Raw genomic sequence first — 23,847 nt, forward strand, 5'->3', positions numbered from 1 at the left:
CACCTCGAGTGGCCGGAGTGCTCGCCGTCACCGGGAGCGCGGCGGTCCGGGTGCCCAGGAACCGCTGGCGTCGCGGCCGCTCGGTGTGCTCAGGACCGCTGCAGCGACTCCGGCCCCAGCTCCGCGACCGAGCGGTGCCCGGTCAGCCCCAGGGTGAGGTCGAGGTCCGCGAGCAGGCTGCGCAGCACGTGCCGCACGCCGTCCTCGCCCGCGTGGCCCAGCCCGTACACCCAGGGCCGCCCGACGAGGACCGCCTTCGCGCCCAGCGCCAGCGCCTTGAGGATGTCCGCGCCGGTCCGCACGCCGGAGTCGAACAGCACCTCGATGCGGTCCCCGACCGCGCTCGCGATCGGCGGCAGCGCCTCCAGCGAACCGATCGCGCCGTCGACCTGCCGTCCGCCGTGGTTGGACACCACGATGCCGTCCATCCCGGCGTCCACCGCGCGCCGCGCGTCGTCGGGGTGCTGGATGCCCTTCAGCACGATCGGGCCGTCCCAGTGCTCGCGCAGGAACGGCAGCTGGTCCCAGCTGTGGTCGGTGCCGGTGAACAGCGACACCCACCGCAGGATCGCCGACGGCATGTCGTCCTCCGGCGCCTTCTCCAGCAGCGCGCGGAAGGCCGGGTCGGACAGCGGCGTGGCCAGGCCCTCGCCCTTGAGGAAGGGCAGGTAGGCGGAGTCGAGGTCGCGCGGGCGCCAGGCCAGGGTCCACGTGTCCAGCGTGACGACGAGCGTGGTGTAACCGGCCTTCTTCGCGCGGTTCAGGATGCTCGCGGTGACGTCCGAGTCGGCAGGCCAGTACAGCTGGAACCAGCGCGGGCCGTCGCCGGAGGCCTCGGCGACCTCCTCGATCGTGCGCGACGCCGCGGTGGACAGGATCATCGGCAGGCCCAGCGCCGCCGCGGCCCGCGCCGTCGCCAGCTCGGCGTCCGGGTGCACGATCGACTGCACCCCGACCGGCGCGAGCAGCACCGGCGCGGGCAGCTCGGACCCGAGCACCGTGGCCGACGTGGTGCGCGCGGTGGCGTCGGTGAGCATGCGCGGCACCAGCTTCCAGCGGTCGAACGCCGCGCGGTTGGCGTCCATCGTCGCGCCCGAGCCCGCGCCGCCCGCCACGTAGCCGTAGGCCTCCGGGGTCATCACCTCGCGGGCCGACTCCGCCAGCCGCGCCGGGTCGGTGGTGAACGGCGGCTTCGTCCCGCCGAGCCCGTGCAGGTAGATCTCGTTCTGGTAGCCACCGAACCGCTCGGCCACGCGAACCTCCTCGTCGACACGCCGGAGACCGCAGCGTACCGCCGGTACTTGATCAGGGGTGGTGGAAGCGACGGACGTTGCTCCGACACGCCGGAGGCGTCCGCGTACCGCCGGTACTTGATCACTTAACCTCACCGGCGTGAAGGCGCGGGTGTGGGTGCCGCTGGTGGTGGCGGTCGTGGTGGCGGTTCTGGTGGTGGTGTGGCGGCCGGGTCCGGTGCCGCCGTCGAAGGCGAATCCGGCGACGGATCCGGGCGTGGCGCGGCAGCAGCTCGCCGAGCTGCAGGTGAAGCCGCGGGGCACGCTGAACGGCTACTCGCGGGAGAAGTACCCGCACTGGGACACCGTCGAGGGCGCCTGCAACACCCGCGAGGAGGTGCTCAAGCGCTCGGGCACGAACGTCGTCGTGGGCAAGGACTGCTCGCCCACCTCCGGCACCTGGGTCAGCCCCTACGACGGCGCGACCTGGACCAAGGCGTCCGATGTGGACATCGACCACATGGTGCCGCTCGCGCAGAGCTGGGTCAGCGGCGCGTCGGCGTGGACGCAGGACCAGCGTGAGGCCTTCGCGAACGACCTGGTGCGCCCGCAGCTCTGGGCGGTCACCGACAACGTCAACCAGTCGAAGAGCGACAAGGCGCCGGACGAGTGGCGGCCGCCGCTGGAGTCGTTCTGGTGCACCTACGCCACCGACTGGATCGAGGTCAAGCACTACTACCGGCTGAGCGTCACCACCGCGGAGCAGGCGGCGCTGACCGACATGCTGAACCGCTGTTGACCTTCGAGCCACTGGAAGCCGCAGAATCGGCGGCATGCTGACCATCAGCGCGTTCGCGCGGCTGGCCGGGCTCACCCCGAGCGCGCTGCGCTTCTACGACGACTGCGGCGTGCTCACGCCCGCGCGCGTGGACGAGGCCACCGGCTACCGCTACTACCGCGAGGACCAGGTCGAACGCGCGGTCCGGCTGCGTGAACTGCGGGCGGCGGGCCTGCCGCTGGCGCAGGTCACGACCGTGCTCAACGGACCGTCGAGCGAGGCGCGGGCGGTGCTGGAGGCGCACCGCCGGCGGCTGCGGGAGGACTTCCGGGCCGCGTCGGCGGCGGTCGGGCGCCTGCTGCCGGGCCCGGTCCGGGTCGCCGGCCTCGACCTGGCGAGCGCGATCCGGCAGGTCGCCCCCGCCGCGGGCGCGCCGCTGGACTTCGTGCTGATCGAGGCCGACGGCGACGAGGTCCGCGTCGTCGCCACCGACCGCTACCGGCTCGCGCTGCGCGTCCTGCAGCCCGCGCACGGCGGCACCGGCCGGTTCGTCGTGTCCGCCGATGAGCTGGCCGCGCTCGGCCCGCGGCTGGCGCGGCAGGACGAGGTCACCCTCGACGGCACGACGCTGCCGCTGCTGGACCAGGACTTCCCGGACTACCGCGCGGTCCTCGACGCCCTGCCCGTCCCGGCGCAACGGGTCGTCGTCGCCCGCATCGCGCTCCGGGACGCGCTGCCCGCCGACGGCCCGGCCGAGCTGGTGCTCGGGCCGGACCGGCTGGCCGTCGGCGGCACGGTGCTGCCCGCCGTCTGCGGCGACGAGCTGCGCATCGGGTTCGACCCCGCCGTGCTGGGCGCGGCGTTGGAGGCGGGCGTCGGGCCCGACGTGCTGCTGGAGTTCGCCGGGCCGCTGCAGGTCGCGCGCGTCCGCTCGGCCGACCAAGGCTCGTTCACGACACTGGTGATGCCCGTCGCGCTCGGAACAGCCGGGCCAGGTTCTCCGACCGCAGCACCGCCAGCGGGCCGATGATCGCGAGCAGCAGCACGTAGCCCGCCACGAACGGCGCGACGCGGGAGTCCAGCCCGGCCGCCGCCGCGAGCGTGGCCAGCACCAGCGAGAACTCGCCGCGGGTGAGCACGGTCAGCCCGATGTTCAGCCCGGCCTGGCCGTCGAACGAGTGCAGCTTCGCCGCGATCGCGCCCGCCGCGAGGTTCAGCGCGAGCGTCAGCGCCACGGCGATCAGCACCGGCACCACGACCGTGCCGACGGCGCCCGGGTCGATGCTGAGCCCGAAGATGAAGAAGAACAACGCGCCGAACGCGTCCCGCAGCGGTAGGACCAGCTTGTGGATGCGGGGCGCGACCTTCGAGCCGCCGAGCATCATGCCGACCATGAACGCGCCGATGGCGTCGGAGACGCCCAGCTCCTCGGCGACCGCGGCGCCCAGCACGGCGACGCCGACGAAGCACACGGTCAGCAGCTCGTCGTCGGCCGAGCCGAACAGCTTCGACACCAGCCGCCCGCCCCAGCGGGCCAGCGCGGCGAGCGCCAGCAGGAAGCCGAGTGCCTTGCCGAAGTCGGCGAGCGCGGGCCAGAACGAGTCGGCGCCGGAGAGCACCGGCTGCAGCAGCGCCAGGTACAGGGCGAGGAACAGGTCCTCGATCACGATGATGCCCATGATCAGGCGTGATTCCGGGTGCCGCGTGCGACCGGTCTCGACCAGCAGTTTGGTCACGATCGCCGACGACGAGATCCCGATCGCGCCGGCGATGACCAGCGCCTCGCTGGAGCCCCAGCCGAGCAGGAACCCGAAGGCGAGCCCGCCGCCGATGTTGAGCGCGAGGTAGACCAGGCCGGACACGGCGAGCTTGCGGCCGCCCTTGGCGAGGTCGTCGAGCGAGAACTCCAGGCCCAGGTAGAACAGCAGGAACACCAGGCCGAGCCCGGCGAGCACACTCAGCTCGCCGGGGTCGTGCACCAGCGACAGGCCGGGGGTGTTGGGGCCGAAGATGAACCCGGCCAGCATGAACAGGGGGATCGTGGGCAGCCCGATGCGGGCGCCGGCTCTGGCCAGCACGCCTGCGGCGAGGAAGGCGCCGCCGACGGCGAGCAGGGCGTGTCCGGTTTGCATGTGGTGAAGTCCCTCCAGGGCATGGCGAAGCGCACCGCGGGTCGGCGCGGTGTGCGGTTGGGGTCCGGGGCGTTACCTGGAGGGCGGCGCGCGGGCGCCGAGAGCGGTGCCCCGATCACGGGCAGGTGGCGGGCCGGCAGGCGACGGCCGGTCTTCCGCGTGGCCGCGCGGTGGTTCCACGCCGACGACCGGCGGCAGGTCCGCGACCGGCAGCGGGGTGGCCGTGACGTGCGGCAACGGCTTCGCCGCGAGGGCTGCGATGCCGTCCGGCGCGGGCGGGTGCGGGTGGCTTTCCGGCGTCGTCGGCGTGATGAGGCTGAGCAGCAGCAGGGCCAGGACGAGCAGGCCGCGGACGGACCGGTGCCGGGATTCCGTTCCCAGCTTCCGCCGCACGGCACTCCCCTCGACATCGGTCCGGTTTGTCCAGTATACCAGACAGTTGAGTCCACTGTGGACTGATCGCGTCCGGGTGTTCCGCACCACAGCGAGGAATGCGAACGCGATCTCCGGTGTTCGTCGTTGCCGGGTGGATCCGGTCGAGTGGAGGCGGAGTGAGCACGACAGCGGTCACGGCACCGGCGAAGACCAGACGGACACCCGGAACCCTGCGGTACGCGCTGATCCTCGGCGGGCTGTCGGCGTTCGCGCCGCTCTCGATCGACATGTACCTGCCCGCGCTCCCCCGGATGGCCGACGACCTGCGCAGCTCGGCGCCGACGCTGCAGCTCACGCTGACCGCGTTCATCATCGGGCTGGCGCTGGGACAGCTGATCGCCGGGCCGCTGTCGGACTCGCTCGGCCGCCGCCGCCCGCTGCTGGCCGGGCTGGTGCTGTACGCCGTCGCGTCGGTGCTGTGCGCGGTGAGCCCGACGGCGGAACTGCTGGTCGTGGGCCGGTCGGTGCAGGCACTCGGCGCGGCCGCCGGGATGGTGATCGCGCGGGCGTGCGTGCGGGACCTGTTCGCAGGCACCGCGATGACGAAGTTCTTCTCGATGTTGATGCTGGTCAGCGGGCTGGCCCCGATCCTGGCGCCGGTGATCGGCGGGCAGGTGCTGCGGCTGACGTCGTGGCGCGGGGTGTTCGTGGTGCTGGCCGTGTTCGGCGCGGTGCTGCTGGTGGCCGCGGCGCTGGCGATGCCCGAGACGCTGCCTGCCGAGCGCCGCCGCCCGGCCCGGATCGGCTCGACGCTGCGTGGGTACGGCGTGCTGCTGCGGGACCGGTCGTTCGTCGGGTACGCGCTGTCGGCCGGGCTGATGTTCGCCGGGCTGTTCGCCTACATCTCCGCGAGCTCGTTCGTGCTGCAGGACGTGTACGGGCTGAGCCCGCAGGAGTACAGCCTCGTGTTCGGCGCGAACGGGCTGGGGATCGTGATCGCCGGGCAGGTCAACGGGCGGATCGTGGGCCGCGTGCGGGAGCGGACGCTGCTGACGGTCGGCCTGTCCGCCTCGGCCGTCGGCGGGGTCGGCGTGCTGGCGGCGGCGCTGGCCGGGCTGCCGCTGGGGGTGCTGCTGGCGCCGCTGCTGGTGATGGTGTCGAGCATCGGGCTGGTCATGCCGAACGCGTCGTCGCTGGCGCTGGCCGAGCACCCGCACAACGCCGGGGCGGCGTCCGCGCTGCTCGGCGTGATGCAGTTCGTGGTCGGCGGGCTCGCGACGCCGCTGGTGAGCATCGGCGGCGAGGCGAGCGCGGTGCCGATGGGCGTCGTGATGGCCGCGTTCGCCGTGGTGGCGCTGGTGGTGTTCGGGACGCTGACCCGGCGGCGGACCTGACGTGCCCTACGTCTCGCCGCGCACCCCGGCGTGGGCGGCGCGCCCCGCGTTGTTCCTGCTCGGCGTGCTGTTCGTCCCCCTCGGCGGGAGCCTCGTGCTCGACGGGCACGGCTTCGGGTTCGTGTTCGCGGCGATGGGCCTGCTGTTCCTGGTGGCGTGGTGGTTCATGCAGCCGGAGCAGGCCACCGCGCGGGCGCGGCGCCGGCAGCGGTGGGCGTGCTCGCTGAGCTTGGTGACCGCGGCGCTGGTGGTCACCGCGGTCGTGTTGTTCCTCGGCACCGGCGCGCACCGGCCCACCTTCGCCGAACTGGCGCCCGCGATCGGCGTCGGCGTCCTCGCCGTCGCCGCGCTGGTCGCGCGCGTGGTGGTCGGTGTCAGCGGGCGACGGTCTTGACGATCCCGCCGTTGTCCGGGAAGTCGATCCCGCCGCCGCACTCCAGCTTCGTGCCGTTCTTGAAGTAGACGGTGATGGCGCCCTTGCACTCGAACGCCTTGAAGCCGGCCCAGGTGCGGGTGCCGGGCTGCAGGCACAGGGCGTCCTTGCCGAAGCGGCGGATGTAGCCCGAGTAGCCCTGTCCGCAGGTGGTGATGATGTCCGAGCCCGTCACCGGCGCGGGGGTGGCCGAGGCCGGCACGGGCAGGGCGGCCGCGGTCGCGGCGACGGCCGCGATCAGGAGGGTGCGCATGTCGTGGCCTTTCAGTAGCAGCGGGCGGAGGAGATCGCGTAGGTGTAGTTGTTCGACAGGTTCGACGTGACGTCGAAGGCGATCTCGTAGCCGATGGGCGGCTCGCCGAACACGTCGGTCTTGACGGTGTGCTCCTTGCCCGGCGCGATGACGCCCTTCCACAGCTGCTTCTTGCGGGTGACGTCGCGGATCACCAGCGCGAGGCCGCGGTAGTCGTGGTTGTGGACCTTGATGTGGATGACCTGGTCGGCGGCCACCCCGGCGGTGGTGGTGCGGCCGCCCATCAGCGAGCCGCCCGCGCACACCTTCTCCGCGGCCGAGGCCTGAGGCGCCACGAGCAGCGGGAGTGCCGCGGCGAGGGGCAGCGCGGCGGCGAGTGTCCTGATCGATTTCCGCATCCGGGATCTCCTTCGTCGGTGGTACTGGCGCCGACGCTAGGGAGGTCTGGACCACTGGCGGAAGACTCGCGACGGCCACACCGCGTCCGGTGGCCAAATCCGGATGTCCACGCAGCTCAGGGCTTTGGCCACCGAGGCGGGTGGCCGAATCAGCCGGCCACCCGGACGTAGAAGTACGCCGCGCGGGTGCCCGGCAGGAGCAGCCGGCCCGCGCTGTCGGTCATCTTGAAGTACACCTGGCAGTAGCCGGGCTCGTCCGGCGCGCGCACCTCGACCGACACGCGCGCGGACTGTCCGGGCGGGGTGTCCGGGACGGGCACCACCGCGGGCGTCTGGCAGCCGTCGCCGGGGCCGAAGCCGCCCTCGCGGCGCAGCGAGCGGTCCACCCACGGCACGGTGCCGGTGTTGCGGAACTCCCACGTCTTGACGAACCGCGCCCCGGTCGGCACCACGGTCCCGTCCGGGACGGTGACGTCGCCGGCGAACTCGGACTCGTCGCCGGGGACCAGCGGCGGGAGCGCGGCGGGCGCCTCTGGGTCCGGGTCGCGCAGCAGGACGACCCCGGCCGCGACGCCGATCGCGAGCACGACGGCCGCGGCGGCCACCGGAAGCTTCCAGCGGCGCGGGGCGGGCGGCGGGTTCGCGACGCCGTCGCGGACCCGTTCCCAGTCGGCGCGCCAGCGAGCCCGGACCTCGTCCTCGTGCTCGCCGAGCACCCCGACGGCCAGCACGCGCACGAACTCCCAGGTGGTGTCCCACGACGGCAGGCGCTGCCCCCGCGCGGCGGCCGAGAGCGCGGACTTCGAAGCGAGCGCGCCGAGTTCGGTGCGCATGCGGTCGTAGGAGGGATCGCCCGCAGAGCGCTTGAGGGCCCACAACCGGTGCGCGAACGCGGCCACCGGACCCCCCGAGGGATCCGGACAACTGGCGACGCGGCCCCGCCGGGCTGCTTGGTTGATCACGAGGACCGAGGGTATTGGCGGGGTGCGCCGATCGGGTGGCGCGCAGGCGCAGGTTCAGCCGAGCAGGTGGCTCTCCCGCAGGTGCGCCAGCAGCTCGTCGCGGGGCGGGCCGGGCGCCTTCGGCGGTCCGAGCGCGGCCAGGATCGCCGCGATGCGGTCGTGCAGGGCGGCGTCCTCGTCGAACACCGCGACCCGGTCCAGCAGTCCGATCCGGCGGACCGTCCGGCGCAGCACCAGGTCGTCGTGCGGGGCCGCGGCCAGCGCGCCGGCGAACGAGAACATCGGGTAGTCGCTGTCGGGACGGGCGAGGTCCACCGGCTCGCCCCGCCAGCGCGCGGACCGGCCCGCGTCGATGCCGCACGCCAGCGCGTGCCGTTCGCGGGACTCCGGGCCCGCCTTCGCGCGGAAGCACTCCGCGAGGTCGCCGGGTGCCTCCGCGGCCGCGTCGGCCAGGGCGCGTGCGTGCGCCAGGGCGAACGACAACCCGTAGGCGAAGGCCGGGTCGGTGTGGCAGAAGGCGTCCCCGACCGCGAGGAGCTCCGTGGACCGGGTGTGGTCGACGTTGCGCAGGCCGCCCATCGGCATCACACCGGTGATCGGCTCGGCGAAGTCCGGCGAGGTCATCACGTCCAGCGGCGTGATCCTGGCGCAGACCGCCTGCCAGACCTGCTCGAAGCGGAGCACGCGCAGGTCGCGGTCCTCGCTCGGGACCAGGATGATCACCGCGAACGTGCGGTTGTCGCCGCGGAAGGTGTTGAACCCCAGGTAGCCCAGGTCGCCGCGCGGGTTCAGCAGCGGCGCGTCCAGGTATCCGGCGCCGGGCCGCAGCCGGAAGTACCGGCAGTAGTAGACGGCGCCGCAGTCGGTCGGCTCCCCCGCGGCCTCCGGCCAGCCCGGCGGCCGCCGGTAGCGGCCGAGCGCGTCCACGATGACGTCGCCGGGCACGGGCTGCCCGTCGGCCACCACCGAGCCGTCCTCGGACAGCCCGTCGACGTGCACGCCACCCCGCAGGTCGACGGCCGGTTCCGCGGCCACCGCGCGACGCAGCGCCCACTCGATGAGCGGGCGGCGCGCCCACAGGTAGACCAGGTCCTCGTCGCCCGGTTCGAGGGGCCCGTGCAGCTTCTCCGTGAGGTCCTGTTCGCTCGCGCCGGCCTCCGCGAGCGAAGTGAGGACGTCCGGCGCGTGCTCGGCCAACAGCTTCCGGCCACGGGGCAGGAAGGTGTGAGGCTGGAAGTAGTGCGGAATGCCACGGCGCTCCAGCGCGAAGGCGCTCTCCGGCGGCCCTGCGGGATCCGGCGCGTCCCGCTCCAGGACGACCGCGTCGTGCCCCGCCCTGGCCACCGCCAGCGCTGACGCGAGTCCGGCCACACCGCCGCCGGCCACGACGAATCGCATCGTCCGACGCTAGTTCTCCGCGGTGCCGCGGACAACGCGTTCCTCACCCGAGTGCGGCCAGGTCCCCCTCGCGCAGTTGCTCCGCCGTCACCCTCGCCTCGCCGTCCACCAGTGCCTTCAGCGCGTCGCCGTCGTCCCACATGTTCACGTTCATCGCGGCCGTCACCTGGCCATCGCGCAGCCAGAAGGCGGTGAACTCGCGTTTGGCCAGGTCGCCGCGGACCACCAGTTCGTCCCGCTGCGGGTCGGCGATGCCGCGGTACTCGCAGCCCAGGTCGTACTGGTCCGTGAAGAAGTACGGGGTGCGGGTGTACTGCTCCTGCCCGCCGGCCAGGTTCGCCGCCACGTGGGTGCCCTGGTTCTTCGCGTTCGCCCAGTGCTCGACGCGGATGCGGCGCCCGTACCGCGGGTGCCACTGCGCCGCGATGTCCCCCGCCGCGTACACGTCCGGCGCCGCCGTGCGCAGGGACGCGTCGACGGCCACCCCGCCCTCGTCGGCTAGGTCCAGGCCGGCCGCGTGCGCCAGGTCCACCCGAGGCTTCGCGCCGACCGCGACCAGCACCACGTCCGCGGGCAACTCGCTGCCGTCCGCCAGCCGCACCCCGGCCACGCCGCCCGGCCCGCCGGTCACCTCGGTGATGCCGCTGCCGAGCCGCCACCGCACGCCGTGCTCGGTGTGCAGGTCGGCGAACACCTTGCTGATCTCCGGCCCCAGCACCCACAGCGGCCCGGGCAGCACGTCGACCATCGTCACGTCGGCGCCGTGGTGGCGCGCCGCCGCCGCGGCCTCCGTCCCGATCCAGCCCGTCCCGATCACCACCACCCGCGGCGAGCCGGTGAACGCCGACCGCAGGGCGAGCGCGTCGTCGAGGGTCCGCAGCGTGTAGACGCCCGGCAGGTCCACCCCGCGCACCGGCAGCGTCCGCGGCTGCGACCCGGTCGCCAGCAGCAGCCGGTCGTAGGGGTGCCGCCCGCCACGCGCGTCCAGCACCACCCGCGCGCCCAGCTCGACCCGCGTCGCGCTGGTGCCGGAGCGCAGGTCGATGCCGTGCTGCGCGTAGAAGTCCGCGTCCCGCACCCAGTCGGGCTCGTCGCCCTGGCCGAGCAGGACCTTCTTCGACAACGGTGGCAGCTCGTAGGGCGGGTGCGCCTCCGCGCCGAGGACCACCACCTCGCCGTCGTAGCCGTTCTCCCGCAGCGCCGCCGCGGCCGACGCGCCCGCGAGGCCCGCGCCGACGATCACGATCCGCCTGGGCTCGGACATGGGCCGCTCCTCATCCGTGTGATCCGTGCCACCCGACGCTACTGCGGACATTTTTTCCGCGCCACCGCGTCACGCCCGCCCCGCTGGGCCGTCCCACTGTCACCTGCAAGACCACCGAAGGAAGGCGACGGACGTGGCGGCTCGAGACGAATGGTCGATCAGCTGCCGGGACCTGGCCGGCAGGCGACGCGACCTGACTGTGTTCGTGAGCAGCGGGCGTGTGGTCCTGGTGGCGCCGCCGGGCGAAGCCGCGGTGCTCGAACCGCTCGACGTCGGCAGGCTGCGCGCCGCGCTGCGCGATGCCGTCGTCGTGGTCGGCGAACGGTCCCAGTAGTCACTCCAGGTCCGCGACGGCCGCGGCCACGTCGACCGGCGGCACCGGCTGCGCCCGCTCGCACACCGTGAACGCGGCGGCGCAGTAGTCGTCGACGCGTTCGACCAGGCCGCCCCGGTCGGCCCCGATCTGCTGCAGCGTCACCTGCAGGTCGGTGCTGAACATGACCGGGTCGAGCACGTGCCAGCGGTAGAACCCGACGTACTTCGGGATCGGTCCGCGCCCGGACACCTCCAGCGGCGCGCCCGCGTACAGCCCGGCGTGCGGGCCCATCCCCCACGCCGAGCCGACGTAGTCCTCCAGCCCGGTCCCGCAGATCGTGGGGAACTCGCGGTCGCCGTCGCGGTAGACCTTCACCTCGCCCTCGCCGTACCACTGGCCGCCGTCGATCGGCCGCACCCCGCCGACCCAGCCGAGGAACCGGCCCGGCCCGCGCAGCCCCTCGGTCACCACGAAGTCCCGCTTCGACACCGTCGGGTTCTCCCGGCGGAAGCCCACGTGCAGCCGCCCGGACGCGGATTCGCCGAGCGTGTAGTCGATCTGGAAGTACAGGACGATCGGGTCCGGGTTGCCGTTGACGAGATCGACGTGGATGCGTTCGCCGAAGGCCATCGGCACGTAGCTGTTGAAGCCGCGGGCCTCGGGCATGCTGGTCAGCGCGCTGGAGTAGGCGACGGGACGGCCGTGCGGCGAGCCGAAGAAGTCCAGGCACGGCACGGACACGCTGGGGTAGGACAGACCGCCGTAGCGGACTTCGAGGTAGACGGCGCGCATGCGGGCCGGCCGGTCGGGCGGGAACGTCATCCAGATGTGCCGGATCGTCCCAGGCCCGGCGAGGTCGGCGAGGGTGACGCGCTCGCCGCCCTCGATCACCCGGCTGGGAGCGCCCTTGCGGCCGCCTCCGGCGCGGCCGCCGGCGCCGCGCTCCCCGGTGGGGTTCTCGAACGTGACCGCCCGCGAGTCGAGCACGGGCGTGACGCGAGTCAGATCCGTGACGTCGAACACCCTGTCAACGTAGGCATGATCCGTACCGTTCGCCAGACTTGTAGGTTAGCCTAACCTCTATGGCCCAGACCGTGGATCTTGTCGCCGAGCCGACCACCAGCACCCGGCTGCACGGTGACGGCCTGACGTTGGGGTACGACGGCCGGGTCGTCGCCGAAGGGCTCTCGGTCACCATCCCGGACCAGTCGTTCACCGTCATCGTCGGGCCGAACGCGTGCGGCAAGTCCACGCTGCTGCGTGCGCTGAGCAGGCTGCTCAAGCCGCGGCAGGGCATGGTCTACCTGGACGGCGAGGTCATCACGTCGCTGCCGGCCAAGCAGGTCGCCCGCAAGCTGGGCCTGCTGCCGCAGAGCTCGATCGCGCCGGACGGCATCACGGTCGCCGACCTGGTGTCCCGCGGCCGGTACCCGCACCAGCGGCTGCTGCGCCAGTGGTCCCGCGAGGACGCCGACGTGGTCGAGCGGTCGATGGCCGCGACCGGCGTGTCCGAACTGGCCGACCGCATGGTCGACGAGCTGTCCGGCGGGCAGCGGCAGCGCGTGTGGCTGGCGATGGCGCTCGCGCAGGAGACCGAGCTGCTCCTGCTGGACGAGCCGACCACGTTCCTGGACATCGCGCACCAGATGGACATCCTCGACCTGTGCGCGAAGCTGCACGCGGAGCAGGGCCGCACGCTGGTCGCGGTGCTGCACGACCTCAACCACGCGGCCCGCTACGCCACGCACCTGATCGCCATGCGCGGCGGCGAGGTCCTCGCGACCGGCACGCCGGAGGAGGTCGTCACCGCCGAGCGCGTCGAGGAGATCTTCGACCTGCCGTGCTCGGTGATCCCGGACCCGGAGACCGGAACTCCGTTGGTCATCCCGAAGGCGCGCCGGTAGTTTCGGCTCTTGTGAGCCAGGACGTGTGGAGCGCGGTCGACGACTACGTCGGCCGGACGCTCATCCCAGCCGACCCGGTGCTCGACGACGTGCGAGCGGCCACGGCCGACGCCGGGCTGCCCCCGATCGCGGTGTCCCCGGCGCAGGGCAAGCTGCTGCACCTGCTGGCGCGGATGCACGGCGCCCGCTCGATCCTGGAGATCGGGACCCTCGGCGCGTACAGCACGATCTGGCTGGCGCGTGCGCTGCCGCCGGACGGCAGGCTGGTGACGCTGGAGGCGGACCGCAAGCACGCGCAGGTGGCGGAGAACAACCTCGACGCGGCCGGGTTCGGCGAGGTCGTCGAGGTCAAGGTCGGCAAGGCGCTGGACACGCTGCCCTCTGTCGAGGGGCCGTTCGACCTGATCTTCATCGACGCGGACAAGCCGAACAACCCGGAGTACTTCCGGTGGGCGCTGCGGTTGTCCCGGCCGGGCTCGGTGATCATCGTCGACAACGTGGTGCGGGACGGCGCGCTCGCCGACGCCGGCAGCACGGACCCCGCGATCGTCGCGACCCGCGAGATGCACGAGCTGATCGCCGCCGAACCGCGGGTCGAGGCCACCGTGGTGCAGACCGTCGGCCAGAAGGGCTACGACGGGTTCACGCTCGCGCTGGTGACGGAGTGATCGACAAGGTCGCCTGGCTGCGGGTGGAGTCCGGCCGCGTGCTGGCGGCGCGCTCGCACGGCAAGTCGGCCTGGTACCTGCCGGGTGGCAAGCGCGAGCCCGGTGAGAGCGACGTGGCGACACTGGTGCGCGAGGTCGCCGAGGAGCTGTCGGTGTCGATCGACCCGGCGACCGCGGTGCACACCGCGACGATCGAGGCGCCCGCCGACGGGCAGGCGCAGCTGCTGCGGATGACCTGCTACACCGCGGACTACCGGGGCACGATCACGCCGTCCGCCGAGATCGCGGAGGTGGCCTGGCTCGGTTACGCCGACCGCCACCGCGGATCCCGCGCGTTCCAGCAGGTGTTCGAGGAGCTGCGCCGCCGCGGGGAGCTCACCGCGTAGCCAGCTCCGGCGACATCACCTCGCGCCAGATGTCCGACGGCAGGGTGGCGCCGGTCAGGGGCACGCCGTCGCGGTCGGCGCGCGGGCGTTCCTCGTCGCCGCCGACCCACACCAGCGTGGCCATCGACGAGCTCGCGCCCGCCATCCACGCGTCGGACGTGCCGTACTCGCCCGGCACGCCGCCGGCCAGCAGGGCCGCCTCGCGAGGCAGCGCGGGCACCGGCGTGGTGTCCTGGCGCCACACCACCTCGTCGCCGCGCCGCAGCTCCGCCACGAAGTGCGGCGCCACCCGCAGACCGCCGCTCGCGAAGGTCGCGAACACGCCGGCCAGGTCCAGCGGCCGCAACCGGTAGGTGCCCTCGGCGATGGTCGACGCGATCCGCACCCCGTCGGGCGCGGTCAGGGTCCGGGCGCCGTCGAGGAACTCCGGGATCCCGGCGTCGTAGGCAGCCTGCCGGATCTTCGGGCCCGTCACCACGGGCGGGTCGTCGGCGCGGGCGCGGAACTCGGCCAGCTGCACGATCGGCCGGAACGCCGAGCCCGGGCGGCGCGGGGTCACGGCGTAGTCCGTCACGCCCCAGTTCCCGCCCGCGTACGCGGTGACGCCGCCGTCGCCCGGCCGCACGGACACCACCGCCGCCCGCAGCTCCGCGGGTTCGCCCGCGAGCCGGTCGCGCACCGCGCGCTCCGCACGGTTCTGCGCGTCGCGGTCGAGCGTCAGGCGCACCGTCAGGCCCTCGCGGCGCAGCCGTTCCAGCGGCCACCCCCGCGCCTCCAGCTCGGTGAGCACCTGCTGGCGAATGTGGTAGTCGCTGTAGGAGGTCCGCCCGGCCCGCGTCTCGTCCGGGTCCAGGACCTGCGGATACGCCATGCCGGACCGGTCGGCCGGCGAGACGTACCCGCGCTCGGCCAGCTTGTCCGCGGCGTAGGCCCAGCGCCGCGCGGCCTGCTCGGGCCCCACCGTCGCCGGGTCGTGCCCGTACGGCGCCTGCAGCATCCCGGCCAGGAACGCGGCCTCGCTCCACGAGATGTCCGCCAGCTGCTTGCCGAAGTAGGCCTGCGCCGCGGCGGCCGGGCCGTGCGTGTTGCGGCCGAAGGAGATGATGTTGACGTAGCTTTCGAAGATCTGTTCCTTGCTCAGCCGGTCGGTGATCTTCGTGGCGAGCACCAGCTCCTTGAACTTGCGGAACAGCGTCGCGTCGTCCTCGCCGGTGGAGTTCTTGATGTACTGCTGCGTGATTCCCGACCCGCCGCCGACGCCGGTCACCATCGCACGCGCGATCCCCGTCGGCTCGAACCCGCCGTTGGTCCAGAACGTCGGGTCCTCGACGGCGACGATCGCGTCGACCAGCTTGCGCGGGATCTCCTCGTACGGGGTGAAGGTGCGGTCGCCGTCCGGCGGCACGACCCGCATCAGCTCGGTGCCGTCGGTGTACTGGACCACGACCGTCTTGTCGAGCTCGGCCAGCACCTCCTGCGGGCTGCGCACGTCCCACACCAGGTAGCCGATCGCGAACGCGATCGCCGGCACCCCGACGACGAGCCCGGCCAGCACGTACGCGACCCGCCGGACCCGTCGCCACACCCGCCTGCGTTTGTTCTCCACACACCACAAACGCGGTCAGGAAGTTACTTCGTTGCGCCCCGCTGGTAGAACGGCAGCGCGACGACCTCGACCGGCTCGATCCGGCCGCGGATGTCGACCGACAGCTCCGTGCCCGGCTCGCTCAGCGCCACCGGCACGTAGGCCATCGCGACCGGGTGGCCCAGCGTCGGCGACAGGGCGCCGCTGGTCACCTCGCCCACCGGCTCCTCGCCGGAGAGCACGCGGTACCCGTGCCGCGGCGCGCGCCGCCCGGCGCCACGCAGCCCGACCAGCACCTCGGACGGCTCCTGCCGCCCTGCCAGCGCCGCCTTGCCGACGAAGTCCGGCTTGTCGAGCTTGACCACGCGGCCCAGGTTCGCCTCGAACGGCGAACGCTGCCTGGACAACTCGTTGCCGTACAACGGCATGCCCGCCTCCAGGCGCAACGTGTCGCGGCAGGCGAGCCCGGCGGGCACCAGTCCGTGCGGCTGGCCGGCCTCGGTGAGGATGTGCCACACCGACGCCGCTTCGTCGGCGGGGACGTACAGCTCGAAGCCGTCCTCGCCGGTGTAGCCGGTGCGCGCCAGCAGCACCTCGTGGCCCTTCACCGTGGCGGGCATGCTCGCGTAGTACTTCAGGCCGGCCAGGTCGGCGTCGGTGACCGCGCCGACCACATCCACCGCGTTGGGGCCCTGCACCGCGATCAACGCGAACTCCGCCGAGCGGTCGGTGACCCGCGCGTCGAACCGGGACGCGCGCTCGGTCAGCTCCGCGGCGACCGCCGGCGCGTTGCCCGCGTTCGCGACCACCAGGTACTTCTCGTCCTCCAGCCGGTACACCACGAGGTCGTCGATCACGCCGCCGTCGGCGTCGCAGATCATCGTGTAGCGGGCGCGGCCCGGCTTGACCGCGGACAGCTTGCCGACGAACGCGTAGTCCAGCGCGTCGGCGGCCTGCGGGCCGGTCACCTCGATCTCGCCCATGTGGGAGAGGTCGAACAGCCCGGCCGCCTCGCGCACCGCGCGGTGCTCGGCCAGCTCGCTGCCGTACCGCACCGGCATCTCCCAGCCCGCGAAGTCGGTGAACAGCGCGCCCAGTCCCTTGTGGACGGAATACAGTGCGGTGCGCATGGTCAGCTCCCGTAGGCTTCGACGGACGGGCACGAGCAGACGAGGTTGCGGTCGCCGTGAGCGCCGTCGATGCGGCGGACCGGGGACCAGTACTTGTTCTTCGGCGACACCCCGCCCGGGTAGACCGCGGTCTTGCGGTCGTACGGCAGGTCCCAGTCGCCGGTCAGCATCTCCGCGGTGTGCGGCGCGTTGCGCAGCGGGCTCTGCTCGACGGCCCACCGGCCCTCGGCGACCTCCTCGATCTCCCGCCGGATGGCGATCATCGCGTCGCAGAACCGGTCCAGCTCGGCGACGTCCTCGCTCTCGGTCGGCTCGACCATCAGCGTGCCGGCGACCGGGAACGACATCGTCGGCGCGTGGAAACCGTAGTCCACCAGGCGCTTGGCGACGTCGTCGACCGTCACGCCGGTGCGCTTGGTCAGCGCGCGCAGGTCGAGGATGCACTCGTGCGCCACCCGCCCGTTGCGCCCGGTGTAGAGCACCGGGTAGTGCGGGGACAGCCGCGCGGCGACGTAGTTCGCGGCGAGCACGGCGACCTTGGTGGCGCTGGTCAGCCCGGCCCCGCCCATCATGCGGATGTAGGCCCACGAGATCGGCAGGATCGACGCCGAGCCGAACGGCGCCGCCGAGATCGGGCCGACACCGGTGTCCGGGCCCGCGCCGCCGGACAGCGGGTGGTTGGGCAGGTACGGCGCGAGGTGCGCGCGCACCGCGACCGGGCCGACGCCGGGGCCGCCACCACCGTGCGGGATGCAGAACGTCTTGTGCAGGTTCAGGTGCGACACGTCGCCGCCGAACTCGCCCGGCTTGGCCAGGCCCAGCAGCGCGTTCAGGTTCGCGCCGTCGACGTAGACCTGCCCGCCGGCCTCGTGCACGATGCGGGCGATCTCGCCGATGCCCTCCTCGTACACGCCGTGCGTGGACGGGTAGGTGACCATGATCGCGGACAGCGCGTCGCGGTGCTGCTCCGCCTTGGCGCGCAGGTCGTCCAGGTCGACGTCGCCGTTGTCGTTGCAGGCCACCACGACCACGCGCATCCCGGCGAGCACGGCGGACGCGGCGTTGGTGCCGTGCGCCGACGACGGGATCAGGCACACGTCGCGCTCCGGCTGCCCGTTGGCGCGGTGGTAGGCGCGGATGGCGAGCAGCCCGGCCAGCTCGCCCTGGCTGCCCGCGTTGGGCTGCAGGGACACCTCGTCGTAGCCGGTGACCTCGGCGAGCCAGCCGCAGAGCTGGTCGATCAGCTCGCGGTAGCCCGCCGCGTCCTCGGCGGGCGCGAACGGGTGCAGGCCCGCGAACTCCGGCCAGCTGATCGGCTCCATCTCGGCGGTCGCGTTGAGCTTCATGGTGCACGAGCCGAGCGGGATCATGCCGCGGTCCAACGCGTAGTCCTGATCGGACAGACGGCGCAGGTACCGCAGCATCGCGGTCTCCGAGCGGTGGCTGTGGAACACCTCGTGCGTCAGGAACTCGCTGGTGCGTGCCAGACCGGCGGGCAGCGCGGTGGCGCCGTCGGCGATGCCCGGCTCCGCCCCGAAAGCCCGCAGCACGCGGTCCACGACGTCCACAGTGGTCACTTCGTCGCAGGCGATCCGCACGTGGTCGTCGTCGACGCGGCCGAGGTTGACGCCCGACTCGCGCGCCGCGGCGACCACGGCGGCGGCCCGGCCCGGCACCCGCGTGAGCACGGTGTCGAAGAAGCTCTCGTGCACGACCTCCACGCCCGCGGACCGCAGCGCCCCGGCCAGCCCGGCGGCCAGGCCGTGGACGCGCCGCGCGATCTCCTTGAGGCCCTCCGGGCCGTGGTAGACGGCGTACATCGCGGCCAGCACGGCGGGCAGCACCTGCGCGGTGCAGATGTTCGAGGTCGCCTTCTCGCGGCGGATGTGCTGCTCGCGGGTCTGCAGCGCGAGCCGGTAGGCGGTGTTGCCGTCCGCGTCGACCGACACGCCGACCAGGCGGCCGGGCAGGGACCGCTCCAGGCCCTTGCGCACGGCGAGGTACCCGGCGTGCGGGCCGCCGTAGCCCAGCGGCACGCCGAACCGCTGGGTGGTGCCCGCCGCGATGTCGGCGCCGAACTCGCCCGGCGCGGTGACCAGCGTCAGCGCCAGCAGGTCCGCGGCCACGGTGTAGAGCGCGCCGGCGTCCTTGGCGACCTTGCCGATCGCCTCGTAGAAGCCCTTGCCGCGCAGCACGCCGGACGCGCCCGGGTACTGCACGACGACGCCGAAGAAGTCCTCCGGCAGCCCGGTGCCCAGGTCCCGCACGTCGACCTCGATGCCGACCGCCTCGGCCCGCGTCCGCACCACCGCGATGGTCTGCGGCAGGCACTCGGCGTCCAGCACGACGCGCGACGACTTCGCCTTCGACGCACGGCGCATGAGCAGGACGGCCTCGGCGACCGCGGTGGACTCGTCGAGCAGGGAGGCGTTGGCGATGTCCAGGCCGGCCAGGTTCGACACCACCGTCTGGAAGTTGAGCAGTGCCTCCAGCCGCCCCTGCGAGATCTCCGGCTGGTACGGCGTGTACGCGGTGTACCAGGCCGGGTTCTCCAGCACGTTGCGGCGGATGACCGGCGGGGTGACGGTGTCGCTGAAGCCGAGGCCGATCATCTGGGTCATCGGGCGGTTCTTCGCCGCCAGCGCCCGCAGCTCGGCGGTCGCCTCCTGCTCGGAGGCCGGGGGCAGGTCGAGCGCGCCCGCGGTGCGGATCGACGCCGGGACGGCGGCCTCGACCAGCGCGTCCAGGCTCCCGAACCCGCACTCGGCGAGCATCTTGGCCTGTTCGTGCTCGGAAGGTCCGATGTGGCGATCGGCGAAGGACATCGGGAGCTCCTCATCTACGGGTGCGGGAACTCCCCCTCTGTCATCGGCACCTGAGAGTTTCACCGCGCTCGCGGCTTTCACCTTGGGTGAGACGCGACGGCGCGCGCCTGCTTTCCAGAGTGGCCTGGCGCGGAGCGGTAACTGGTACCTGAGAGATTGGCGGGGAAGTTGCTCCTTCGGCGCCCCAGGGCTGACCTGGGGACTCTCCCGCTCCGGCTCGTGACGGCCTGCTGTTCAGTTGTCCGGCTTCAGTCTACAGCGGGGTAACGTACGCGCCCGAGATACCGCCGTCCACCAGGAACTGCGACGCCGTGATGAACGACGCATCGTCGCTGGCCAGGAAGGCCACGGCGGCGGCGATCTCCTCCGGCTCGGCGAAGCGGCCCAGCGGCACGTGCACCAGGCGTCGCGCGGCCCGCTCGGGGTCCTTGGCGAACAGCTCACGCAGCAGCGGCGTGTTCACCGGACCGGGGCACAGCGCGTTGACGCGGATGCCCTCGCGGGCGAACTGGACGCCCAGCTCGCGGGTCATCGCCAGCACGCCGCCCTTGGACGCGGTGTAGGAGATCTGCGAGGTCGCGGCGCCCATCACCGCCACGAACGAAGCGGTGTTGACGATCGAGCCCTTGCCCTGCCGCCGCATGTGCGGGATGGCGTACTTGCAGCACAGGTACACCGAGGTCAGGTTGACCTGCTGGACCTTCTGCCAGGCGTCGACACCGGTGGTGAGGATCGAGTCGTCCTCCGGCGGGGAGATGCCGGCGTTGTTGAACGCGACGTCGAGGGAGCCGAAGCGGTCGACCGCGGTCTGGAAGAGGGCCTCGACCTGCTCCTCGCTGGTCACGTCGGTGGGGACGAACTCGCCGCCGACCTCGGCGGCCGCCTTCTTTCCCGCGTCGGCGTCGATGTCGGCGACCACCACCTTCGCGCCCTCGCTCGCCAGGCGGCGGGCGGTCGCCAGGCCGATCCCGCTGCCGCCGCCGGTGATCACGACGACCCGGCCGTCGAACCGCTGCATCTATTCCTCCGTGCTGATGAAGACGTTCTTGACGTCGGTGAACGCGTGCAGTGCGTCCGGGCCCAGCTCGCGGCCGAGACCGGACTGCTTGAAGCCGCCGAAGGGCGTCCAGTACCGCACCGACGAGTGCGAGTTGACCGACAGGTTGCCCGCCTCGACGGCGCGGGACACGCGCAGAGCCCGGCCCACGTCGCGGGTCCAGATCGAGCCGGACAACCCGAAGGTGGTGTCGTTCGCGATGCGCACCGCGTCCGCCTCGTCACGGAACGGCACCACCGCGACGACCGGGCCGAAGACCTCCTCGGTCAGCAGGCGCTCGCCCGGCTTCGTCACGACCGTGGGCGGGAACCAGAAGCCCGGGCCGTCGGGTGCGCTGCCGCGGATGGCGACCTCGGCGTCGTCGAGGTAGGAGGCGACCTTTTCGCGGTGCTCGGCCGAGATCAGCGGGCCCATCTCGGACTTCTCGTCGCCGGGGTCGCCGACGACGAGGTTCCGCACGGCGGGCTCCAGCAACTCCAGGAACCGGTCGTAGACGGTGTCCTGGACGAGGATGCGGGAGCGGGCGCAGCAGTCCTGGCCCGCGTTGTCGAACACGCCGTAGGGCGCGGTGGCGGCGGCCTTCTCCAGGTCGGCGTCGGCGAAGACGATGTTCGCGCTCTTGCCGCCCAGCTCCAGCGTCACGCGCTTGACCTGCTCGGCGCAGCCTGCCATGACCTGCTTGCCGACCGCGGTGGACCCGGTGAAGACCACCTTGCGCACGTCCGGATGGGTGACGAACCGCTGCCCGACGACCGGGCCCGCGCCGGCCACGACCTGGAAGACGCCCTCAGGGATCCCGGCGTCGCGGGCCAGCTCGGCGAGGCGGAGCGCGGTGAGCGGGGTCAGTTCGGCGGGTTTGAGGACGACGGTGTTGCCGGCGGCGAGGGCGGGCGCGAGGCCCCAACCCGCTATCGGCATCGGGAAGTTCCACGGCACGATCAGGCCGACCACGCCCAGCGGCTCGTGGAAGGTGACGTCCAGCCCGCCCGCGACGGGGATCTGCTGCCCGAGCAGGCGTTCCGGCGCGGCGGCGTAGTAGTGCAGCACGTCACGGACGTTGCCGGCCTCCCAGCGGGCGTTGCCGATGGTGTGGCCGGAATTGCGCACCTCCAGGCGCGCGAGGTTCTCCAGGTCGCCGTCGACGGCTTCGGCGAAGCGGCGCAGCAGGCGGGCGCGGTCGCCGGGGGCGGTGTCCCGCCACGCGGGGAACGCCTTGCGCGCCTTCGCGATCGCGGTGTCGGCTTCCTCTTCCGTGGCCAGCGGGACGTCGGTGATGACGTCCTCGGTGGCCGGGTCGATCACCTGCACGCCGCCTCCACCAACGCCGCGAACAACCGGGTCTCCTGCGTGTCTTCTTCCGGGTGCCACTGCACGCCGACCACGAACCCCGCGCCCGGCAGCTCGACGGCTTCGATCGTGCCGTCCGCGGCGTGGCCGACGGCGCGCAGGCCGTCACCGAGCCGGTCGACGGCCTGGTGGTGGTAGCACTGGCACTTCGCGTCGGCGCCGAGGATGCCCGCGATCCGGCTGCCTTCGGCCAGGGTGACGTGCGTCGGGCCGTAGACGCCCGGCGACGGCTGGTGCCCGGTGTGGCCGACGCGGTCCGGCAGGTGCTGGATCAGGCTGCCGCCGAGGGCGACGTTGAGGACCTGCATGCCGCGGCACACGCCGAGCACCGGCAGACCTCGGTCGAGGGCGGCGCGTGCGAGGGCGAACTCGGCGTCGTCGCGTTCGGGACGGGTGACGGTCTTGTCCCCGGGCTCCTGGCCGTAGCGGGCGGGCTCGACGTCCGCCCCGCCGGTGAGGACCAGGGCGTCCACAGCGGACAGTGCTTGCGTGTCCCCGGTTGGGAGCAGGACCGGGATGCCACCGGCGTTGCTTGTCGCGTCCACATAGGAACGCGGGAGGAGTGCGGCGCCGGTGTGCCAGACGCCCCAGCTCGCCTTTTCCGTGTAGGTGGTCAGCCCGATGACCGGTTTTTCAGAGGCGTTCGAACCCACGCTGGCGCTCCCAGTCGGTGACGGCGGCATCGAAGGCGGTGAGCTCGACCCGGGCCGCGTTGAGGTAGTGCTCGACGACGTCCTCGCCGAACGCCTCGCGGGCGACCTTGCTGTCGGCCAGCAGCTCCGCCGCCTCCCTCAGCGTAGTCGGCACGGTCGGCTTGTCCGAGTGGTAGGCGTTGCCGGTGAACTCGTCGTCCAGGGGCAGCTCGTTTTCGATGCCGTGCAGGCCGGCGGCGATGATCGCGGCGACGGCGAGGTAGGGGTTGACGTCGCCGCCGGGCACCCGGTTCTCCACCCGCAGCGACTCGCCGTGCCCGACGACGCGCAGCGCGCAGGTGCGGTTGTCGGTGCCCCAGGCGACGGCGGTCGGCGCGAAGCTGCCGGGCACGAAACGCTTGTAGGAGTTGATGTTCGGCGCGAGGAAGTAGGTCAGTTCGCGCAGGCAGGCCAGCTGCCCGGCGATGAAGTGCCGCATCAGCGCCGGGTCCTGCGCGAACACCGGGGTGCCGTCCGTGCCGCGCAGGCTGAGGTGGATGTGGCAGGAGTTGCCTTCGCGCTCGTTGTACTTGGCCATGAAGGTGAGGCTGCGGTTCTCCTGCGCGGCGATCTCCTTCGCGCCGGTCTTGTAGATGCTGTGGTTGTCGCAGGTGCGCAGGGCCTCGTCGAAGCGGAACGCGATCTCGTGCTGGCCGGGGTTGCACTCGCCCTTGGCGGACTCGACGTACATGCCCGCGCCGGCCATGTCGTTGCGGATGCGGCGCAGCAACGGCTCCAGCCTGGCGGTGCCGAGCATCGAATAGTCCACATTGTACCGGTTGGCGGCTGTCAGGTCGCGATAGCCGCCGCGCCAGGCCTGCTCGTAGGTGTCGTCGAAGACGATGAACTCCAGCTCGGTGCCGACGAACGCGGCGAGGTCGCGCTGGGCGAGCCGGTCGAGCTGGCGGCGCAGGACCTGCCGGGGCGATGCGGCGACCTCGCCACCCTCGACGCGCTCGACGTCGCAAAGCACGAGGGCGGTCCCGTCGTGCCAGGGCACGCGGCGGAGCGTGGACAGGTCCGGGCGGAGGACGAAGTCGCCGTAACCGCTTTCCCAGCTCGAGATCGCGTAGCCGTCGACGGTGTTCATGTCGACGTCGACGGCGAGGAGGTAGTTGCAGGCTTCGGTGGCGTGGGTGACGACCTCGTTGAGGAAGTACTCAGCTGAGCAGCGCTTGCCCTGGAGGCGGCCCTGCATGTCGGTCATCGCGACGAGCACGGTGTCCACGGTGCCCTCCTCGGCCAGTTCGCGGAGCTGGTCGAGGGTGAGCATGCCCTTGTTCATGTGACAACCCTTGGGGTGGGCGTGGGATGCTGT

General features: G+C 72.6%; 24 protein-coding genes and 1 riboswitch. Of the genes, 8 read left to right on the plus strand and 16 right to left on the minus strand.

The genetic code is table 11. The features are described from left to right. Positions 1-89: 89 nt before the first annotated feature. Complete coding sequence (locus L2C96_RS10040) at positions 90-1,253, minus strand: lactate 2-monooxygenase (protein WP_237335951.1); 1,164 nt, start codon at positions 1,251-1,253, stop codon at positions 90-92. A gap of 139 nt (positions 1,254-1,392) precedes the next feature. Between L2C96_RS10040 and L2C96_RS10045 the strand changes: the two genes are divergently transcribed. Beyond that, positions 1,393-2,031 (plus strand): HNH endonuclease family protein, encoded by a 639-nt coding sequence (locus tag L2C96_RS10045; RefSeq protein ID WP_020422517.1) that lies wholly within the window; start codon positions 1,393-1,395, stop codon positions 2,029-2,031. Between the two features lie 34 nt (positions 2,032-2,065). Beyond that, a complete protein-coding gene (locus tag L2C96_RS10050) occupies positions 2,066-3,040 on the plus strand; it encodes a MerR family transcriptional regulator (protein ID WP_237335952.1) in 975 nt (324 codons plus the stop codon). Here L2C96_RS10050 and L2C96_RS10055 read toward each other — a convergent pair. Continuing rightward, on the minus strand, positions 2,961-4,142 hold the full coding sequence (locus tag L2C96_RS10055; RefSeq protein WP_237335953.1) for a cation:proton antiporter: 1,182 nt from the start codon (positions 4,140-4,142) through the stop codon (positions 2,961-2,963). The genes L2C96_RS10050 and L2C96_RS10055 overlap by 80 nt on opposite strands. Positions 4,143-4,214: 72 nt before the next feature. Continuing rightward, on the minus strand, positions 4,215-4,535 hold the full coding sequence (locus L2C96_RS10060) for a hypothetical protein (protein ID WP_237335954.1): 321 nt from the start codon (positions 4,533-4,535) through the stop codon (positions 4,215-4,217). Positions 4,536-4,693: 158 nt separating this feature from the next. Here L2C96_RS10060 and L2C96_RS10065 point away from each other — a divergent pair, with 158 nt between their 5' ends. Then, a complete protein-coding gene (locus tag L2C96_RS10065; protein WP_237335955.1) occupies positions 4,694-5,911 on the plus strand; it encodes a Bcr/CflA family multidrug efflux MFS transporter in 1,218 nt (405 codons plus the stop codon). Between the two features lies 1 nt (position 5,912). After that, entirely contained in the window at positions 5,913-6,305 is a 393-nt protein-coding gene (locus L2C96_RS10070) for a hypothetical protein (protein ID WP_237335956.1), read from the plus strand. Here L2C96_RS10070 and L2C96_RS10075 read toward each other — a convergent pair. From L2C96_RS10075 to L2C96_RS10095, 5 genes are all read right to left on the minus strand, one after another. Beyond that, complete coding sequence (locus L2C96_RS10075; protein WP_020422523.1) at positions 6,286-6,597, minus strand: hypothetical protein; 312 nt, start codon at positions 6,595-6,597, stop codon at positions 6,286-6,288. The two genes, L2C96_RS10070 and L2C96_RS10075, sit on opposite strands and share 20 nt — an antisense overlap. Positions 6,598-6,608: 11 nt before the next feature. Continuing rightward, positions 6,609-6,995, minus strand: a complete 387-nt coding sequence (locus L2C96_RS10080; RefSeq protein WP_237335957.1) for a hypothetical protein — start codon at positions 6,993-6,995, stop codon at positions 6,609-6,611. Positions 6,996-7,144: 149 nt separating this feature from the next. Continuing rightward, positions 7,145-7,894 carry an NBR1-Ig-like domain-containing protein gene (locus L2C96_RS10085; protein WP_020422525.1) on the minus strand — a complete coding sequence of 250 codons (750 nt, stop codon included), beginning with the start codon at positions 7,892-7,894 and terminating at the stop codon, positions 7,145-7,147. Between the two features lie 117 nt (positions 7,895-8,011). Beyond that, positions 8,012-9,355: an FAD-dependent oxidoreductase gene (locus L2C96_RS10090; protein ID WP_237335958.1), complete on the minus strand. Its 1,344-nt coding sequence runs from the start codon at positions 9,353-9,355 to the stop codon at positions 8,012-8,014. Positions 9,356-9,398: 43 nt separating this feature from the next. After that, positions 9,399-10,619, minus strand: a complete 1,221-nt coding sequence (locus L2C96_RS10095; protein ID WP_237335959.1) for an NAD(P)/FAD-dependent oxidoreductase — start codon at positions 10,617-10,619, stop codon at positions 9,399-9,401. A gap of 133 nt (positions 10,620-10,752) precedes the next feature. Between L2C96_RS10095 and L2C96_RS10100 the strand changes: the two genes are divergently transcribed. Next, positions 10,753-10,953, plus strand: a complete 201-nt coding sequence (locus L2C96_RS10100; RefSeq protein ID WP_017984299.1) for a hypothetical protein — start codon at positions 10,753-10,755, stop codon at positions 10,951-10,953. Here L2C96_RS10100 and L2C96_RS10105 read toward each other — a convergent pair whose 3' ends face one another. Continuing rightward, entirely contained in the window at positions 10,954-11,958 is a 1,005-nt protein-coding gene (locus tag L2C96_RS10105) for a glycoside hydrolase family 172 protein (RefSeq protein ID WP_020422528.1), read from the minus strand. Positions 11,959-12,017: 59 nt separating this feature from the next. Here L2C96_RS10105 and L2C96_RS10110 point away from each other — a divergent pair, with 59 nt between their 5' ends. From L2C96_RS10110 to L2C96_RS10120, 3 genes are read left to right on the plus strand one after another with little or no spacing between them, the layout of a single operon-like run. Continuing rightward, a complete protein-coding gene (locus L2C96_RS10110; RefSeq protein WP_020422529.1) occupies positions 12,018-12,839 on the plus strand; it encodes an ABC transporter ATP-binding protein in 822 nt (273 codons plus the stop codon). 11 nt (positions 12,840-12,850) lie between these two features. Further along, entirely contained in the window at positions 12,851-13,507 is a 657-nt protein-coding gene (locus L2C96_RS10115) for an O-methyltransferase (RefSeq protein ID WP_237335960.1), read from the plus strand. Then, on the plus strand, positions 13,504-13,893 hold the full coding sequence (locus L2C96_RS10120) for an NUDIX hydrolase (protein ID WP_237335961.1): 390 nt from the start codon (positions 13,504-13,506) through the stop codon (positions 13,891-13,893). The genes L2C96_RS10115 and L2C96_RS10120 overlap by 4 nt, the downstream gene beginning before the upstream one ends. Here L2C96_RS10120 and L2C96_RS10125 read toward each other — a convergent pair. The 7 genes from L2C96_RS10125 to L2C96_RS10155 form a co-directional block, all read right to left on the minus strand. Continuing rightward, positions 13,883-15,478 carry a transglycosylase domain-containing protein gene (locus tag L2C96_RS10125; RefSeq protein ID WP_237335962.1) on the minus strand — a complete coding sequence of 532 codons (1,596 nt, stop codon included), beginning with the start codon at positions 15,476-15,478 and terminating at the stop codon, positions 13,883-13,885. The two genes, L2C96_RS10120 and L2C96_RS10125, sit on opposite strands and share 11 nt — an antisense overlap. A 44-nt stretch (positions 15,479-15,522) precedes the next feature. Next, positions 15,523-16,608, minus strand: coding sequence for a glycine cleavage system aminomethyltransferase GcvT (gcvT, locus tag L2C96_RS10130; RefSeq protein WP_372491193.1), 1,086 nt, complete (start codon positions 16,606-16,608; stop codon positions 15,523-15,525). Between the two features lie 2 nt (positions 16,609-16,610). Continuing rightward, positions 16,611-19,433 (minus strand): aminomethyl-transferring glycine dehydrogenase, encoded by a 2,823-nt coding sequence (gcvP, locus tag L2C96_RS10135; RefSeq protein WP_237335963.1) that lies wholly within the window; start codon positions 19,431-19,433, stop codon positions 16,611-16,613. 125 nt (positions 19,434-19,558) lie between these two features. Then, a riboswitch (glycine riboswitch) is annotated at positions 19,559-19,653 on the minus strand. 33 nt (positions 19,654-19,686) lie between these two features. Then, positions 19,687-20,451, minus strand: coding sequence for a 3-oxoacyl-ACP reductase (locus L2C96_RS10140; RefSeq protein WP_020422535.1), 765 nt, complete (start codon positions 20,449-20,451; stop codon positions 19,687-19,689). Continuing rightward, positions 20,452-21,798 (minus strand): aldehyde dehydrogenase family protein, encoded by a 1,347-nt coding sequence (locus L2C96_RS10145; protein WP_237335964.1) that lies wholly within the window; start codon positions 21,796-21,798, stop codon positions 20,452-20,454. After that, positions 21,789-22,520 (minus strand): gamma-glutamyl-gamma-aminobutyrate hydrolase family protein, encoded by a 732-nt coding sequence (locus L2C96_RS10150; protein ID WP_272882323.1) that lies wholly within the window; start codon positions 22,518-22,520, stop codon positions 21,789-21,791. Before L2C96_RS10150 ends, L2C96_RS10145 begins: the two co-directional genes overlap by 10 nt. Further along, positions 22,471-23,802 carry a glutamine synthetase family protein gene (locus tag L2C96_RS10155; RefSeq protein WP_272882342.1) on the minus strand — a complete coding sequence of 444 codons (1,332 nt, stop codon included), beginning with the start codon at positions 23,800-23,802 and terminating at the stop codon, positions 22,471-22,473. The genes L2C96_RS10150 and L2C96_RS10155 overlap by 50 nt, the downstream gene beginning before the upstream one ends. Positions 23,803-23,847: the final 45 nt, after the last annotated feature.

It is taken from the genome of Amycolatopsis tucumanensis (assembly GCF_021654135.1).
Lineage (GTDB): Bacteria > Actinomycetota > Actinomycetes > Mycobacteriales > Pseudonocardiaceae > Amycolatopsis_E > Amycolatopsis_E tucumanensis.

Excerpts from the sequence above, each read along its gene's own strand:
- L2C96_RS10075 (WP_020422523.1), bottom strand. The coding sequence starts at position 6,597 with ATGCGCACCCTCCTGATCGCGGCCGTCGCCGCGACCGCGGCCGCCCTG.
- L2C96_RS10080 (WP_237335957.1), bottom strand. The coding sequence starts at position 6,995 with ATGCGGAAATCGATCAGGACACTCGCCGCCGCGCTGCCCCTCGCCGCG.
- L2C96_RS10090 (WP_237335958.1), bottom strand. The coding sequence starts at position 9,355 with ATGCGATTCGTCGTGGCCGGCGGCGGTGTGGCCGGACTCGCGTCAGCG.
- L2C96_RS10150 (WP_272882323.1), bottom strand. The coding sequence starts at position 22,520 with ATGCCGCCGTCACCGACTGGGAGCGCCAGCGTGGGTTCGAACGCCTCT.
- L2C96_RS10055 (WP_237335953.1), bottom strand. The coding sequence starts at position 4,142 with ATGCAAACCGGACACGCCCTGCTCGCCGTCGGCGGCGCCTTCCTCGCC.
- L2C96_RS10095 (WP_237335959.1), bottom strand. The coding sequence starts at position 10,619 with ATGTCCGAGCCCAGGCGGATCGTGATCGTCGGCGCGGGCCTCGCGGGC.
- gcvT (WP_372491193.1), bottom strand. The coding sequence starts at position 16,608 with ATGCGCACCGCACTGTATTCCGTCCACAAGGGACTGGGCGCGCTGTTC.
- gcvP (WP_237335963.1), bottom strand. The coding sequence starts at position 19,433 with ATGTCCTTCGCCGATCGCCACATCGGACCTTCCGAGCACGAACAGGCC.
- L2C96_RS10110 (WP_020422529.1), top strand. The coding sequence starts at position 12,018 with ATGGCCCAGACCGTGGATCTTGTCGCCGAGCCGACCACCAGCACCCGG.
- L2C96_RS10155 (WP_272882342.1), bottom strand. The coding sequence starts at position 23,802 with ATGCTCACCCTCGACCAGCTCCGCGAACTGGCCGAGGAGGGCACCGTG.
- L2C96_RS10050 (WP_237335952.1), top strand. The coding sequence starts at position 2,066 with ATGCTGACCATCAGCGCGTTCGCGCGGCTGGCCGGGCTCACCCCGAGC.
- L2C96_RS10140 (WP_020422535.1), bottom strand. The coding sequence starts at position 20,451 with ATGCAGCGGTTCGACGGCCGGGTCGTCGTGATCACCGGCGGCGGCAGC.